Origin of the sequence: Natronomonas sp. (genome assembly GCF_036625485.1) — an archaeon.
GTDB lineage: Archaea > Halobacteriota > Halobacteria > Halobacteriales > Haloarculaceae > Natronomonas.
In genome coordinates this window covers 1-13,277 of the sequence record NZ_JAZKTR010000066.1, presented here as the reverse complement: position 1 = coordinate 13,277, position 13,277 = coordinate 1, and the positions used below count along the sequence as shown (strand labels likewise).

Below are 13,277 nucleotides of genomic sequence, written 5' to 3'. Positions count from 1 at the left end.
AGGCGGGCCTCACGGCGCTCTGTGTGCTCGAAACGGTCGCGCTGGTGATCTTGACGCGAATCACCTATCGGTGAGTCGAGGATGGCGCTCAAATGTAGTCCACGACGCCGACGCTCTCCAGAAGGAGCCACCCCACGAACGCGAAGTACATCACGAGCATCGCGCTGGCCTCCCCGTCGGAGATCTCCATGCTCGTCCGGGCGAACGTGAAGAGGACGATGGTGGCGATGACCAGAAAGCCCATCATCGGCACCGCGTCGGTAAAGGAGACCGTCGTCGCGCCCGCCAGCAGTACGCCCGCGGGGATGGCAACGAGTAGGTCGAAGATGTTGCTCCCGAGGACGTTGCCGAGACTGACTGCGGGTTCGTCGATACGGGCGGCGGCAACGCTGATGAGCGCGTCCGGAAGGCTCGTCGCTGCGGCGACGACGGTCATCCCCCAGAGGAACGAGGGCGTCCCGAAGGCGTCACCGAGGCCGATCGCCGACCAGACCAACGCCTCGACGCCGGCGATGATGAGCGCGATGCCGGCGAGGAGTTTGCCCCACTCCACGAGGAGGTCTCGCAGGGACAGGGTGACGGCCGTTACGTTGGATTCGCTGATGTCGAGATACTGGATGAAGACGTAGAGGCCGTAAAGCGCCAGAAGCGACAGCGCGAGCGGGCGGGTGAGGTTCCCACTGAGGTCGGTGCCCTCGACCGGGTTATAAATCACGGCGAACGAAAGCACGAGGAACAGCGACGCGACCGAGAGCATGTAGAACTGCGCTTCCTTGTAAACGACGTCCCGGCCGGTGTCCAGCGTGCCGTCGGCGAGCAGCGCTGACAGTGCCGGAATGACGAGGATGTTGAAGACGGCGGAACCGACGATAACGCCGACGCCGAGTTCGAACTCGCCGTAGCGGACCGTCGAGATGATCGCACTCGCCAGTTCGGGCGCCGACGACCCGACGGCGGCGATGAGCGCGCCCTGAATCAGCCGGGGAAGGGCATAGTGTTCGGCGAGCGTTCCCGAGGCGCCTTCGAGCCACGACGAACCGGCCCAGACGATGGCAGTCGCCACTAGGCCGACGCCAAGTAAGACGGGTACGCTCGCCATTATTCGAGCGTCACCTCGTCGTGAGCCGCGTTTCGAAGCGCGTCCGAGCGGCCGTAGGTCCCGGGCGCGACGGCGACGGTGTGGAGTCCACGTTTCTTCGCAGTCTCGATGACGGGCTTGAAATCGGTATCCCGTGAGACGATGACGAGCGTGTCGATACGGCCCTCGACGGCTGCCTCCACGGCGTCGACCGCGAGTTTCACGTCCACGTCGCCGCTGGTGGTGACGACCTCGAACCCGCGGGCCTCGGCGGCCTGAATCAGGCCGCCGCCCGCGTTCTCGTCGACGTAGACCCGGGAGATGGCACTGCTTCCCTCCCCTTCGGCCAGCGCCCGCAGGTCGTCGAGGTCGACGTCGAACTCCTCACGGAAGACGTTCGGCCCGTCGACGAAGATACCGACAGCGGGGGCCGACGTCCCGCCTCGGAGCCGGTCGAACAATCCCATATCTGCTCCTGCGGGCGGCCCCGTCTAATCGCTGGCGGTCCGTCACGGACGGGCGGAGTGGGAAAACCTTACTCCCCGGCCGCCGAGGGCTCAGGTATGTCCCTTCGAACGCCGCCCCTCGGCGCCGTCCACGCCGACGCGGGCGCGAAACTGACAGAGTTCGGCGGGTGGGAGATGCCCGTCGAGTTCGACTCCATCCGCGAGGAACACGAGGCCGTCCGCACCGCCGCCGGGAAGTTCGACGTCTCCCACATGGGCGAGATCGAGGTCTCGGGCCCCGACGCGACCGCCCTGATGAACCGCCTGACGAGCAACGACGTCACTGCCCTCGATGCCGGCGACGCACAGTATTCGACCATCACCGACGAACACGGCGACATCATCGACGATACGGTCGTCTACCGGCTTCCCGACCGCGACGACGCCGACTACCTCTTCATCCCGAACGCCGGCCACGACGACCAGATGTACGACCGCTGGACGGCCCACGCCGAGGAGTGGGGCCTCGACGCCACCGTCGAGAACGTCACCACCGACTACGGGATGGTCGCCTTGCAGGGCCCCGAGGCTCTGTCGTTGCTGGGCGACCGCTGTGCGGACCCGAGCGATATCTCCCGTTTCACCGCCGAATACCGCGAGGTAGCTGGGGTCGACTGTCTGGTCGCTCGCACCGGCTACACCGGCGAGGACGGCGTCGAGTTGCTCTTCGACGCCGAGGAATCCGAGGCCGTCTGGTCGGCGCTGGACTGCCAGCCCTGTGGGCTCGGGTCGCGTGATACCCTCCGACTCGAAGCCGGCTTCCTGCTTTCGGGGCAGGATTTCGACATCGACGAGAACCCTCGCAACCCCTACGAGGCGGGTATCGGCTTCGTCGTCGACCTCGATACCGAGTTCGTCGGTCGCGACGCCCTGACCGATATAAAAGCAGCCGGTATCGACGAGGAACTGGTCGGGTTCCGTCTCCGAGATCGAGGCATTGCCCGCCACGGGTACGACATCGCCGTCGACGGCGAGACGGTCGGCGAGGTCACGAGCGGAACGATGAGCCCGACGCTCGGCGACGCCATCGGTCTCGGCTATGTGCCCGTCGAATACGCCGACCCCGGAACCGTGTTGGACGTTCTCGTTCGGGACCGGGAGAAACGGGCCGAGGTCGAGTCGCTGCCGTTCTACGAGCGGGCGTGAACACTTCCGCCGGATGGACGGACGCGGCACATGGCGACGGCGAGTTGGCCGAGCGGAGTTCGGTTCTCCAGTAGGGTATACGTTATTTATATGCCACTCGTAGTACTGTCGTGGCCACACTGAGTCAGGAGCGACTGAAGCATCTGTTCCTCGGGGTACTGGCAGGTCTGGTCCTGCTCATGCTGGTCGTCCTCGTGATGGAGTTGATAGCGAATATCTTCCTCCCGGAGTATATCGTCGAGGTAGTCGAAGACGCGTTTCCCAGCCATGGCCGTACCGTACTCGGTACTGGGTGAATCAACCCGAGCAACTGAGCACCGTTTCGTGCGGGTACCAGGCCAGTATGCTCTGCATATTTTTGAAATAGGACCGCGTTGGTACCACATGGAACTCCGCAGACTCGTCCTGTCCGTCGGCGTCGGCGGCACGGCCTTCCTCGTCGCAAGCGTTATCGGTTTCACCGTTTTCGGCGGGGATTTCCCGTCGGTGTTTTACGTTCTCCCGCTGGCGCTCGGCAGCGCACTCGCCGCTGCGGGTGGAACGTACGTAGCCCTCGGGTCACGTCGGGGACGACCCGTCCGCGCCCTCCTTACCGGCACGGCAGCAGTCGGGTATTCGTTCTTCCTGTTGTGGTTCGTCAGGTACTCGATCGCCCGGACGAGGGGCACCCTCTCGTTCGATCTGATCGCTATCTTGAGTGTCGCCGTCGCCGTCGTGGTCGCCGCATTGGCGTGGCGTTCCCAGCCGATGGCGGCTGAAACCTAGTCGGCGGTGGCCTCTCCCGTGAGCGGGGCATAGAAAGCACTACATTCCCCACGGCGGATACGCCACGTATGAGCTTCGAGGTTCCCGAGGACTGTCGGTATCTGGAGTCCCACGAGTGGGCGCGGCGCGAGGACGGAACGGCACGTATCGGTATCACCGATTTCGCACAGGACGAACTCGGCGACGTCGTCTTCGTCGAACTTCCCGAGGTCGGCGACGCCATCGACAAGGACGCGGAGTTCGGTGTCATCGAATCCATCAAGGCCGTCTCGGACCTCTATGCGCCGTTTTCAGGCGAGGTGACGGCGGTCAACGAGGATCTCTTCGACGCGCCGGAGTTGGTCAACGAGGCCCCCTTCGGCGACGGCTGGATGCTTGAGGTCGACCTCGCCGACGAAAGCGAGTACGAGGCCCTGCTGTCGCCCGACGAGTACGAGGCACAACTGGGCTGATATCGCGGAGCAAGGGTCCCGTCGAGACCTCGCTTCTCGTGTCTTTGACAGGTCGTATCGACTCGGAGAACGGTTCCGTCCGGTTTTCATCGGCACCGAAGTACGTGACGAGATGCCGACGCACAAACACATAAGATGCGGGCGGCCCTATTATAGGGCAGCCGAATGGTCGACGAAACCCAGCTCGCGGAGAGCAAGTCCATCCACAGACGGACTGGGAAGACGTTCTATTATGCGACGCGGTTGCTTCCGGAACGGGTCCGTGAAGCGACCTACGTCCTGTATGCGTTCTTCCGTGTCGCCGACGAGGTCGTCGACAATCCGGAGGGGATGTCACCCAGCGAACAGCGCGAACGATTGATGGAGATCCAGCGAGCGGCGCTCGGCGGGGCCCCGACCGACGACCCCGTCCTGTCGGCGTTTTCCGAGCTTCGGGAGGCCTACGACATTCCGGACGAGGAGATCGAGGTGTTCATCGACGCGATGATAGCCGACACCGACACCGACCGCTACGAGACCTACGAGGAACTGGAATCGTACATGCGCGGGTCGGCCTCCGCCGTCGGCGTCATGATGACGATGATCATGGATATCGACGAGGAGGAGACGGCGATTCCGCACGCCACCAGACTCGGCGAGGCCTTCCAGTTGACCAACTTCCTGCGGGACGTCCGTGAGGACATCGTCGAACTCGACCGGATCTACCTGCCGCGGGAGACGTTGCGAGCCTACGATGCCGATGCCGAGGACATCGAGAACCTCGAATTCACCGACGAGATCGGCGACGCGATCCGTCACGAACTCCGCCGGGCTGAACGGCTCTATCGCGAGGGGGTCGCCGGCATCAAATACCTCCCCCGGGACTGCCAACTCCCCGTCCTGACGGCGGCGGTGCTGTACGCCGAACACCACCGGCTGATCCGGGAGCAGGGCTACGATACGGTCTCCGAACGACCCTCGCTGAGCACGTTCCGCAAACTGTCGCTCGTCGTCCGGACCCGATGGCACTGGATGCGCCACGGCGACCCCGAAACCGTCTTCGCGAAGGTGAGCGCGGTTCCGATGGCGGAGACCCGCATGGGTGCCTCCCGTCCCGAGGACCCGCTGCCGATGCATTGATCGGCTGTGGATTCTACCGACCGCGCCTACGAACTCGGCTTCCAGTCGCTCGACGAGGAGGTGACCGACCGACGACTCCCCGTCGAGGGGTCGGTTCCGACGTGGCTCTCCGGTGCCCTGATACGGAACGGTCCTGGTTCCTTCGAGTTCGGCGACGAACGGGCGACTCACTGGTTCGATGGCCTCGCCATGCTCCGCCGGTACGGCTTCGAAGACGGCGAGGTTCGGTACACGAACCGCTTTCTCCGAACGGAGGCTTACGACGACACCCAGTCCGGAGCCACGGCCGGCGAGTTCGCCAGCGGTGGCGGACCGCTTCGGGAAGCCCTCCGCTGGCTCCGCGCGCTCGGCCCGCCCGCCCCGACGGACAACGCGAACGTCCACGTCGCCCGCTTCGGTGGCCACCACGTCGCGCTGACGGAGGCGCCCCGGCGGGTCGCCTTCGACCCGACCACGCTGGAGACCCGAGGCGAGTTCCGGTGGAACGACGAGATCCGAGAACACCTCGCGACCGCTCACTTCGCGGTCGACCCTCACCGCGGCGAGACGATCGGCTACGCGACGGCGTTCGGCCGGCGGTCGAAGTACCACTTCTACCGCGTCCCGGACGGATCGGCCGAGCGCGAGCGGTTCGCCACGGTCGATGCCGAGGGACCGGGCTACGTCCACGACATCGCCATCACCGAAAAGTACGCCGTGCTGGTCGAACCGCCGCTCCGAATCGCGCTTCTCCGGGCGCTGTTGCCGTGGGGGGACGGCCTGCTCGATATGCTCGACTACGACGCGGACCGCGACGCTCGGTTCATCGTCGTCGACCGCGATTCCGGGGCCCTCGTCGCCGACTGCCGGACGGACCCGTTCTTCGTTTTCCACCACCTCAACGCCTACGAGGACGGCGACGACGTCGTGGTGGACCTCGTGGCCTTCGAGGACGCCGACATCGTCGAGGCACTGACCTTCGAGACGCTCTCGAAAGACGCCTTCGCTGCGGCGCCGGACGGCCGACTGGTCCGGTTCCGGGTGTCGCCGGACTCGGATGAGGTGACCCGGACCCGCCAGTACGACGGCAGCCTCGAGCTACCCACGGTTCCGCGAGCGGTTCGGGGCCGGCCCTATCGGTACGCCTACGCGCAGGCGACGGACCGCCGCGGCGCTAACGGCCTCGCGAAGATCGACGTCGATTCCGGCACGGCCAACGAGTGGTGGGAACGCGGCGTCTACGTCGAGGAACCGCGGATGGTCCAGCACCCGTCGGCCGACGCCGAAGACGATGGCGTCGTGCTCGCGCCCGCGCTGGATACCGAAACCGAACGCTCGATGCTCCTGGTTTTCGATGCCGAAACGCTGACCGAAATCGCCCGGGCACCCCTGCCACACGTCGTCCCGTTCGGCTTCCACGGTCGCTACTTCCCCGAGGCTTAGCGCTCGGGGAAGTCGAACCGGTCGACCTGCCACAGCGCGTACCCGTAGCCGACCGCCAGCACCGCTGGCACCCAGTTGCCGTAGAAGGCGTTGACGAATCCCCACAGGATGACGAAGCTTACGAGGTCATCCAGCATGAACGGGCAGGCCTCGACGCGGGCCAGCAGGCCGCCTTGGTCGAAAGCGAAATCGAAAACCAGGACGGCGACGGTCGCCGACAGGACCCACCCGGCGTAGTTCAGCCACGGGATACCGTAGTAGAGGCCGCCGGCGTCGTAACTCCAGAAGCCGATGGCGACCGCCGCGGGGTCCAAAACGAGGTCCATGCCGACGACGGCGCCGATGACGACGGGCACGCGAAGCGCTGCGTTCCGAGCCGACTCGCCCAAGAGGAGCAGACAGAGCAGGTAGGCGTTGAGGACGAGCGGCAGGAAGAAAAGCGGCAGTGCCGCCGGTATCGCATCCGCGATCATCGGCCCGAGGTCGACGCCGTACTCGAAGTGGCCGTACGGATAGCCCGTCAGGACGCCGACGAACTCGATGCCGTAGGTGTACGCACAGAGTCCCAGCAAGCCGATGCCGGCCCGTCGGGTCAACAGCGGCGCGACCCCAGCGATGAGCGGGAGGCGCATGACGGCGACGCCGAGCAAGAGCAGGTAGGGATTGAACGAGAGGGGTTCGGGGAGCAGGCCCTCGGCGGAGGCCAGCAACATGACCGCGCCGACCGTCGGGAAGACGACGGCGATGGTGAATCGGTTGTCGTCGACCAGTCCGTCGAGGCGGCGTTCGAGTCGCTGACGCGTCGGAACCTCTCGCGTCGTCGCAACGGCACTGTCGCCATCAGGCATACAGCATCACCCACAGAGCGCCCAGCGTGAGGACCATCCCGGCGGCGGTGTTGAGGAACGGGAACCACCAGTAGGCGCGGTCAACGCTCACGTCGCTGGCGAGGATTCCGACCACGAAGACCGGATAGACGCCGAGTACCGCGGCGAAGAACGGGTGGACGAGCCCGAAGACGGCGGCCGCCGCGAGCCAGCAGACGGCGCAGTAGGCGTAGGTCCGCGACTCGCCGAGGAACGTCGCGGTCGTCTCGATGCCCGCCTCGCGGTCAGGTTCGATGTCGGGAATCGCCGAGAACGTGTGCATGCCCATCGCCCACAGCCAGCCGCCGGCGATGGCGGCGAGGGGTGGTCCCTGCCCCGTGAGGCCGGCGTAGGCGACGACGCCCGGGAGGATGTAGAGGCCGTTCGACAGCGAATCGAGGAACGGCGTCGTCTTGAACCGGAGCGGCGGCGCGCTGTATTCGACCGACAGCAGGAGGAAGGCACCCATCGCGACGACGCCGACGGTCGGGAGGAACGGAACGAAGGCGACGCCGAGGAGGCCCGAAACGACGACCGCGGCGGGGACCAGTCGGTCGCCCTGATACCGGACCTCTCGGTCCTCCTTCTTCGGGTTCTCCGTGTCGATGTCGGCGTCGAAAACGTCGTTGACGCCGTAGAGGAAGACGTTCGCCGGGAGGAGGAAGTACGCGAACAGAGCGACGGCAAGCGGCGCGAACAGGTCCTCGACGCCACGTGCGGCGTAGGCGACGCCGACGATGACAGGGCCCGCGAGATACAGCCAAAAACGGGGACGGGAGGCCCGGAGCAGATAGCCGGACGCCGTCGATTCGCTCGGGAGCAATCGGTCCAGCGCGTGGTCGGTCATGTCAGGATGCGTCGTCGATGAGCGCGTTGGCGGTATGTTCGCCGCTGATGAGACACATCGGTACGCCGATGCCGGGGGTGGTGTAGGAGCCGGTGAAATAGAGGCCGGGACAGGCCTCCGAACTGTGCGGCGGTCGGAAGACGGCGGTCTGTCGGAGCGTGTGGGCAAGCCCCAGTGCCGTCCCCGCACGGCTGTTGTAACGGTCGGCGAACTCCGAGACGGAGAAGGTCTCCTCGAAGACGATGCGGTCACGCAGGTCCACGCCGGTGTTCTCCGCGATGTCGTCCAGGATGAGGTCGCGGTACCACGTTCGGACCTCCTCGCTGTCGTCGAGGCCGGGGGCGACCGGCACGAGCGCGAAGAGGTTACTGTGGCCCTCCGGCGCGACGCTGTCGTCGGTCTTCGAGGGAACACAGAGGTAGTAGGCGGGGTCCTCGGGCCATTCGGGGTCGTCGAAGATCTGCTCGAAGTGGTGGTTCCAGTCCTCTGGCAGGACGAGGGTGTGGTGTTCGAGCGGTTCGACGTCGCCCTCGACGCCCATGTACATCAAAAAGGCCGAGGGGGCGTAGGTCCGGGAATCCCAGTACTCGGCGTCGTACTGGCGTTCGTGTTCCGGGAGGAGTTCCTGCTCGGTGTGGGCGTAGTCGGCGTCGCTGACGACGTAGTCGGCCTCGAAGGTACCGGCGGCCGATTCCACCTCGAAGCCGTCCTTTCGGTTGATGATCTCGCCCACCTCGGCGTCGGTGACGTAGTCGACGCCCATCGACTCGCCCAACTCGATGCAGGCGTCGACGACGGAGCGCAATCCGTTTTCGGGGTAGTGGACGCCGAGGTTGAAATCGACGTGGCTCATCATATTGTAGAGGGCGGGCGTGTTCGACGGCGCGCCACCGAGGAAGACCAGCGAGTACTGGGTTATCTGGCGCAGTTTCGGGTTATCGAAGTAGTCGGCCACGTAGTCGTCCATCGTCCCGAGCAGTTGCAGGCCGATGGGCGCCGCCCGCATCACGTCGAGGTCAATCCAGTCGCGGAGGTTGGGCCGGTCCTCGTAGACGAACTTGTCCATCGCCGTCCGGTAGTGGGTCTCGGAGGTATCGAGATACGACTCCAGCGCCTCGCCGGCGCCGTCCTCGTAGCTCTCGAAGAGGTCGTACATCTCCTCGCGGTCGGAGGTAATCGCGGCGGAATCGCCGTCTTTGAAGAAGATGCGGTAATGCGGATCCAGCGCCTCCAGTTCGTAGAAGTCGCTCGGATGGTGGTCGAAGTGGGCGAAGAAGCGCTCGAAGACGTCGGGCATCAGGTACCACGACGGCCCCATGTCGAACCGGAAGCCCTCGGCCTCCAGCACGGAGGCGCGGCCACCGAGCTGTTCGTTCTTCTCCAGCACGGTCACGTCGTAGCCAGCGTCGGCGAGATAGCAGGCCGTCGAGAGGCCGCCGAAGCCCGACCCCACGACGATGACCCGGTCGTTTGCCATACGTACCTATAGCGGCGGCGACACCATTAAAACGGGTGTGGCGGCGACCCACACGGGTGAGGGAAACCACCTTGTCGGGGCCGCACGTGGGCGGCGTATGGACACGGTAGTCGTCACCGGAGCATCCCGCGGCGTCGGCGAGGCAGTCGCGAGGCTATTCGCAGACCGGGGCGCCCACGTCGTCATTTGCGCTCGGGACCAAGAACACATCGCGGCCGTCGCCGAAGACATCGAGGCCGCAGGCGGGTCCGCGACGGCGATGCGGGCCGACGTCCGCGACGAATTCGACGTCGAGCGTCTGCTAGAGACCGCGTCACGGGAGGGTGAGATGACGGGGGTCGATTGCGTCGTCGCCAACGCCGGCGTCTACCACGGCCGACCCGGGGCGACGCCGCTGGCCGAGGAATCGTACGCTGGATTCGACGACACGCTTCGAATCAATACCCGTGGCGTCTTCACGACGGTTCGAGAGGCCGTTCCGCATCTGAACGAGGGGGCCCGAGTCGTCGTTCCCTCCGGGGGAATCGCTCGGGAGGCGAAGCCGGGATTCGGCGCGTATGCCGTCTCGAAGGCCGCCGCCGAAGCCGTCGCCCGGCAGTTCGCCGTCGAACTCGATGCGGTCGTCGGCGTACTCGATCTGGGACAGGTCGAAACCGAACTGACGAACCACGCCCAGGGGCGAGAGCCCGAAGACGTGGCGCCGATGTTCTGGTGGGCCGCCAGCGAAGCCGACGCCGATACCGTCGACGGTCAAGTGGTCGACCTGCGGGACTGGAAAAAAGCGACGCGCTGATCACTCGCCGAGCGATTCGGCGGCTGTCTGCTCGCTCCGGACGACAAGTACGGGGCCGACGGACGCCGAGGCCACTCGCTCGGCGGCGTCGCCGAGGAGGAATTTCGATAGCGAGGGGGCCTGCTCGCCCATGACGATGGCGTCGTGGTCCGGCACCGCCTCTATGAGGGCTTCGAAGGGCTGGCCCGAGACGACGAGGTCAGTTTCGGTGCTGATTCCTGATTCGTTCAGGCGGTCGGCCGCCTTCTCCAGTAGGGTCTCGGCGCCCTCGGCTTGGCTCGCCAGAAAGAGCGTGACCCTGATATCGCGGTCGCCGACGAGTTCGTCGACGAAATCGAGGATTCGGTCGACGGCCACGTCACCAGCAATCGGCACGAGCAGGCGGTCGACGTCGCCGGTCGCGCCGGTGATCGCGTAGGCTCGGGCGTCGACCTCGTTGGCGACCCGGTCGACGGTCTGCTTTCGGTCGTGGGTGAATACGAGCCGAGTGTCGGCGTCGCCGCCGGCCTCACGGAACTCCTCGGCGAGGTCCCCCAGCGCCGCGACGGCTCGGTCCTCGAACTGTTCGCGGGCCTGGTCGGCCGGCGTCTGCTCGGGGAGTTCCTGGTAGCCGAGGACGGTCACGTCCATCGTGCTCAGAAGGCCCATCAGCCCGTAGGACACCGAGCTTCCCTCCAGAATCTCGACCGGAACGAGTACGCGAGTCATCTATAGTGCCCCCTTGAGTTCGATATCGCGCGCATAGTAGAAATACCATCCGGCGCTGCCGAGCATGATGGCGATACCGAGGATCTGCGAGAGCGGTTGCATGAATCCGATGAGCGCGAAACTCGATACTGCGCCGACGACTGCCACGAGGCGATAGGCCGGCACCCGAAAGTCGGGGTCGTACCACTCGGGTTCGTCGCGGCGCAAGGCGATCAGGGCGACGCAGATGAGACCGTACATGATGAGATGGAGGAAGGAGGCCACTTCGGCGAGGATTTCGACGCGACCCGTCGCCGTCAACGCGAGAATCGGACCGCCGGCCATCCCCAGCGCGACGTGTGGCGTCCCGTATTTCAGGTTGATCCTGCTGGCCCACTTCGGCAGGAGCGCGTCCTTCGAGACGGCGTAGATGGCCCGCGACGTCGAGAGAACCGAGGCGTTCGCACTCGACATCGTCGCCAACAGGCCGCCGAAGAGGATGGCGAGGGCACCTGCCGGACCGAGCAGGTCACGGCCGACCGCGACCATCGCGGTTTCGCCTTCCGCGGCCAGTCGCTCCGCACCGAAGGCGCTCGTTGCGACGAAGATAGTCACCACGTAGAGCACGCCGACGATGAGCACCGACCCGACCATCGCCAGCGGGAGGTTTCGGCCGGGGTCTTTCATCTCGCCGGCGACGGTGGCGACCTGTGCGAAGCCGAGATACGAGGTAAAGACCAGCGCCGCCGTCGAGAGGACGGGCACGTAGCCGAACGGCGCGAACTCCTCCGGGGCAGTAGGTTGCCCCACGATACCGAGGGCGTCGAGGACACCGAACCCGAGGAAGACCGCCAGAATCGACAACAGAAGCGCGACGACGCCATTCTGGAGTTTGGCGGCGTTTTCAGTCCCGGTCACGTTCAGAACGGTGAACGCGGCACCGAACACCAGCGCCAGCGGGATGACCCAGTCGATGCCGACGGCGACGCCGATTTCGGCCAACGAATCGACCGCGTAGTAGCCGAACCCGACAAGATAGAACGCGGTCGCGAAGACCAACCCGAACCACAGCGACAGGCCGATGATGACTCCCGCGAGCGCGCCGAGCCCCCGGGAGATGAAGTAGTAGCCGCCGCCGGATTTCGGCATCGCCGTCGCCAACTCGGAGGCGGGGAGAGCGACCAACAGCGCGATGATGGCGCCGATGCCGAAGGAAAGCGCCGCTGCGGGGCCCGCGTTGCCGGCCGCCAATCCCGGAAAGACGAAGATTCCGGCGCCGATCATCGTCCCGATACCGATTGCGAGTCCACCAGATAGCCCGAGCGTGCGCTCGAGTTCGGCGTTTTCCGTAACCGTCGCCTCATCCGTTTCGACGACGGTCTCGGAGACTGGGGCCTCGCCTTCGATATTGGTGCCGCTGGTTCCACCACTCATTTCGTACGTAGTTGCATCCGGCTACGGTTTATGAGTGTCCCCGACGCCGAAGGTTCCCCCACGTGCCGGCGGCTCACAGGCCGGTCGGGTGGTCGAGATACGTCGTCTCGATGCCCCACGTCTCCACGAGGTCCGCGAGCGCCTGCACGCCGAAGGTTTCGGTCGCGTAGTGGCCGGCCAGGAAGACGTTCACGCCGGCCTCGCGGGCCTCGTGGTAGACCTTCTGTTTGCCCTCGCCGGTGACGAAGGCGTCAACGTCCGTCTCGGCGGCTTCCCGAATCCAGTCGGCGCCGCCGCCCGTGACGATGCCGATGTCCTCGATCTCTTCGGGGCCGAAATCCAGCACGTCGACGGGTTTGCCGCCCGTATCGAGTCCGGAAAGTTGGTCCCGGAGACTCTCGACCGTATAGGGCGTCTCGGCGCGAGCGCGGTGGCCGATATGGACGCCGCCGGCCTCGCCGAACGGTTCGACGGTTTCGCAATCGAGGTAGTCGGCCAGCCCCGCGGCGTTGCCGAGTTCGGCGTGGCCGTCCAGCGGGAGGTGGGAGACGTAGAGGCCGAGGTCGTTCTCGACGAGGGTGGCGATGCGGTCGTATTCCAGTCCCGTGACGCGGTCGAGGCCGCCCCAGACGATGCCGTGGTGGACGACGAGGACGTCGGCGCCTGCGGCCGCCGCGGCCTCGAA

Annotated in this window: 15 protein-coding genes; 7 read left to right on the top strand and 8 right to left on the bottom strand. The window is 65.7% G+C overall.

The window, feature by feature from the left end; translation table 11 throughout:
• Window positions 1-88: 88 nt before the first annotated feature.
• Both V5A53_RS08175 and V5A53_RS08170 read right to left on the bottom strand, forming a co-directional pair.
• On the bottom strand, window positions 89-1,099 hold the full coding sequence (locus tag V5A53_RS08175; RefSeq protein WP_332313105.1) for a sodium:calcium antiporter: 1,011 nt from the start codon (window positions 1,097-1,099) through the stop codon (window positions 89-91).
• Window positions 1,099-1,545: an NYN domain-containing protein gene (locus tag V5A53_RS08170; protein WP_332313104.1), complete on the bottom strand. Its 447-nt coding sequence runs from the start codon at window positions 1,543-1,545 to the stop codon at window positions 1,099-1,101. The genes V5A53_RS08175 and V5A53_RS08170 overlap by 1 nt, the downstream gene beginning before the upstream one ends.
• 96 nt (window positions 1,546-1,641) lie before the next feature.
• Here V5A53_RS08170 and gcvT point away from each other — a divergent pair, with 96 nt between their 5' ends.
• The 6 genes from gcvT to V5A53_RS08140 all read left to right on the top strand — a co-directional run bounded on the left by gcvT (window position 1,642) and on the right by V5A53_RS08140 (window position 6,488).
• The gene (gene gcvT / locus V5A53_RS08165) at window positions 1,642-2,730 is read left to right on the top strand and encodes a glycine cleavage system aminomethyltransferase GcvT (protein ID WP_332313103.1); all 1,089 of its coding nucleotides are present in this window, start codon (window positions 1,642-1,644) and stop codon (window positions 2,728-2,730) included.
• A gap of 110 nt (window positions 2,731-2,840) precedes the next feature.
• On the top strand, window positions 2,841-3,026 hold the full coding sequence (locus V5A53_RS08160; RefSeq protein WP_332313102.1) for a hypothetical protein: 186 nt from the start codon (window positions 2,841-2,843) through the stop codon (window positions 3,024-3,026).
• Between the two features lie 88 nt (window positions 3,027-3,114).
• Window positions 3,115-3,495, top strand: a complete 381-nt coding sequence (locus V5A53_RS08155) for a hypothetical protein (RefSeq protein ID WP_332313101.1) — start codon at window positions 3,115-3,117, stop codon at window positions 3,493-3,495.
• Between the two features lie 68 nt (window positions 3,496-3,563).
• Complete coding sequence (gcvH, locus tag V5A53_RS08150) at window positions 3,564-3,947, top strand: glycine cleavage system protein GcvH (protein ID WP_332313100.1); 384 nt, start codon at window positions 3,564-3,566, stop codon at window positions 3,945-3,947.
• A 165-nt stretch (window positions 3,948-4,112) separates the two neighbouring features.
• Complete coding sequence (locus V5A53_RS08145; RefSeq protein ID WP_332313099.1) at window positions 4,113-5,066, top strand: phytoene/squalene synthase family protein; 954 nt, start codon at window positions 4,113-4,115, stop codon at window positions 5,064-5,066.
• A 6-nt stretch (window positions 5,067-5,072) separates the two neighbouring features.
• The gene (locus V5A53_RS08140; RefSeq protein ID WP_332313098.1) at window positions 5,073-6,488 is read left to right on the top strand and encodes a carotenoid oxygenase family protein; all 1,416 of its coding nucleotides are present in this window, start codon (window positions 5,073-5,075) and stop codon (window positions 6,486-6,488) included.
• On the opposite strand, the gene cruF is transcribed toward V5A53_RS08140, so the two are convergent.
• Genes cruF through V5A53_RS08125 form a run of 3 tightly spaced genes read right to left on the bottom strand, consistent with a single transcriptional unit; the run spans window position 6,485 to window position 9,678 of the window.
• A complete protein-coding gene (gene cruF, locus V5A53_RS08135; RefSeq protein ID WP_332313097.1) occupies window positions 6,485-7,336 on the bottom strand; it encodes a bisanhydrobacterioruberin hydratase in 852 nt (283 codons plus the stop codon). The two genes, V5A53_RS08140 and cruF, sit on opposite strands and share 4 nt — an antisense overlap.
• Window positions 7,329-8,201 carry a prenyltransferase gene (locus V5A53_RS08130; protein WP_332313096.1) on the bottom strand — a complete coding sequence of 291 codons (873 nt, stop codon included), beginning with the start codon at window positions 8,199-8,201 and terminating at the stop codon, window positions 7,329-7,331. The genes cruF and V5A53_RS08130 overlap by 8 nt, the downstream gene beginning before the upstream one ends.
• Window position 8,202: 1 nt before the next feature.
• Entirely contained in the window at window positions 8,203-9,678 is a 1,476-nt protein-coding gene (locus V5A53_RS08125; RefSeq protein WP_332313095.1) for a phytoene desaturase family protein, read from the bottom strand.
• Window positions 9,679-9,775: 97 nt separating this feature from the next.
• Between V5A53_RS08125 and V5A53_RS08120 the strand changes: the two genes are divergently transcribed.
• On the top strand, window positions 9,776-10,471 hold the full coding sequence (locus V5A53_RS08120) for an SDR family NAD(P)-dependent oxidoreductase (protein WP_332313094.1): 696 nt from the start codon (window positions 9,776-9,778) through the stop codon (window positions 10,469-10,471).
• Here V5A53_RS08120 and V5A53_RS08115 read toward each other — a convergent pair whose 3' ends face one another.
• The 3 genes from V5A53_RS08115 to V5A53_RS08105 form a co-directional block, all read right to left on the bottom strand.
• Window positions 10,472-11,179, bottom strand: coding sequence for a universal stress protein (locus V5A53_RS08115; RefSeq protein ID WP_332313093.1), 708 nt, complete (start codon window positions 11,177-11,179; stop codon window positions 10,472-10,474).
• Window positions 11,180-12,592, bottom strand: coding sequence for an APC family permease (locus V5A53_RS08110; protein ID WP_332313092.1), 1,413 nt, complete (start codon window positions 12,590-12,592; stop codon window positions 11,180-11,182). It lies immediately after the preceding gene.
• A 73-nt stretch (window positions 12,593-12,665) separates the two neighbouring features.
• A partial coding sequence (locus V5A53_RS08105; RefSeq protein ID WP_332313091.1) for a Nif3-like dinuclear metal center hexameric protein occupies window positions 12,666-13,277 on the bottom strand: 612 nt, incomplete at its 5' end.

Bases quoted from the DNA above. Each gene is read 5' to 3' on its own strand.
- V5A53_RS08130 (WP_332313096.1), bottom strand. From the start codon at position 8,201: ATGACCGACCACGCGCTGGACCGATTGCTCCCGAGCGAATCGACGGCG.
- gcvT (WP_332313103.1), top strand. From the start codon at position 1,642: ATGTCCCTTCGAACGCCGCCCCTCGGCGCCGTCCACGCCGACGCGGGC.
- gcvH (WP_332313100.1), top strand. From the start codon at position 3,564: ATGAGCTTCGAGGTTCCCGAGGACTGTCGGTATCTGGAGTCCCACGAG.
- V5A53_RS08155 (WP_332313101.1), top strand. From the start codon at position 3,115: ATGGAACTCCGCAGACTCGTCCTGTCCGTCGGCGTCGGCGGCACGGCC.
- V5A53_RS08120 (WP_332313094.1), top strand. From the start codon at position 9,776: ATGGACACGGTAGTCGTCACCGGAGCATCCCGCGGCGTCGGCGAGGCA.
- V5A53_RS08170 (WP_332313104.1), bottom strand. From the start codon at position 1,545: ATGGGATTGTTCGACCGGCTCCGAGGCGGGACGTCGGCCCCCGCTGTC.
- V5A53_RS08175 (WP_332313105.1), bottom strand. From the start codon at position 1,099: ATGGCGAGCGTACCCGTCTTACTTGGCGTCGGCCTAGTGGCGACTGCC.
- V5A53_RS08110 (WP_332313092.1), bottom strand. From the start codon at position 12,592: ATGAGTGGTGGAACCAGCGGCACCAATATCGAAGGCGAGGCCCCAGTC.
- V5A53_RS08145 (WP_332313099.1), top strand. From the start codon at position 4,113: ATGGTCGACGAAACCCAGCTCGCGGAGAGCAAGTCCATCCACAGACGG.
- V5A53_RS08115 (WP_332313093.1), bottom strand. From the start codon at position 11,179: ATGACTCGCGTACTCGTTCCGGTCGAGATTCTGGAGGGAAGCTCGGTG.
- cruF (WP_332313097.1), bottom strand. From the start codon at position 7,336: ATGCCTGATGGCGACAGTGCCGTTGCGACGACGCGAGAGGTTCCGACG.
- V5A53_RS08125 (WP_332313095.1), bottom strand. From the start codon at position 9,678: ATGGCAAACGACCGGGTCATCGTCGTGGGGTCGGGCTTCGGCGGCCTC.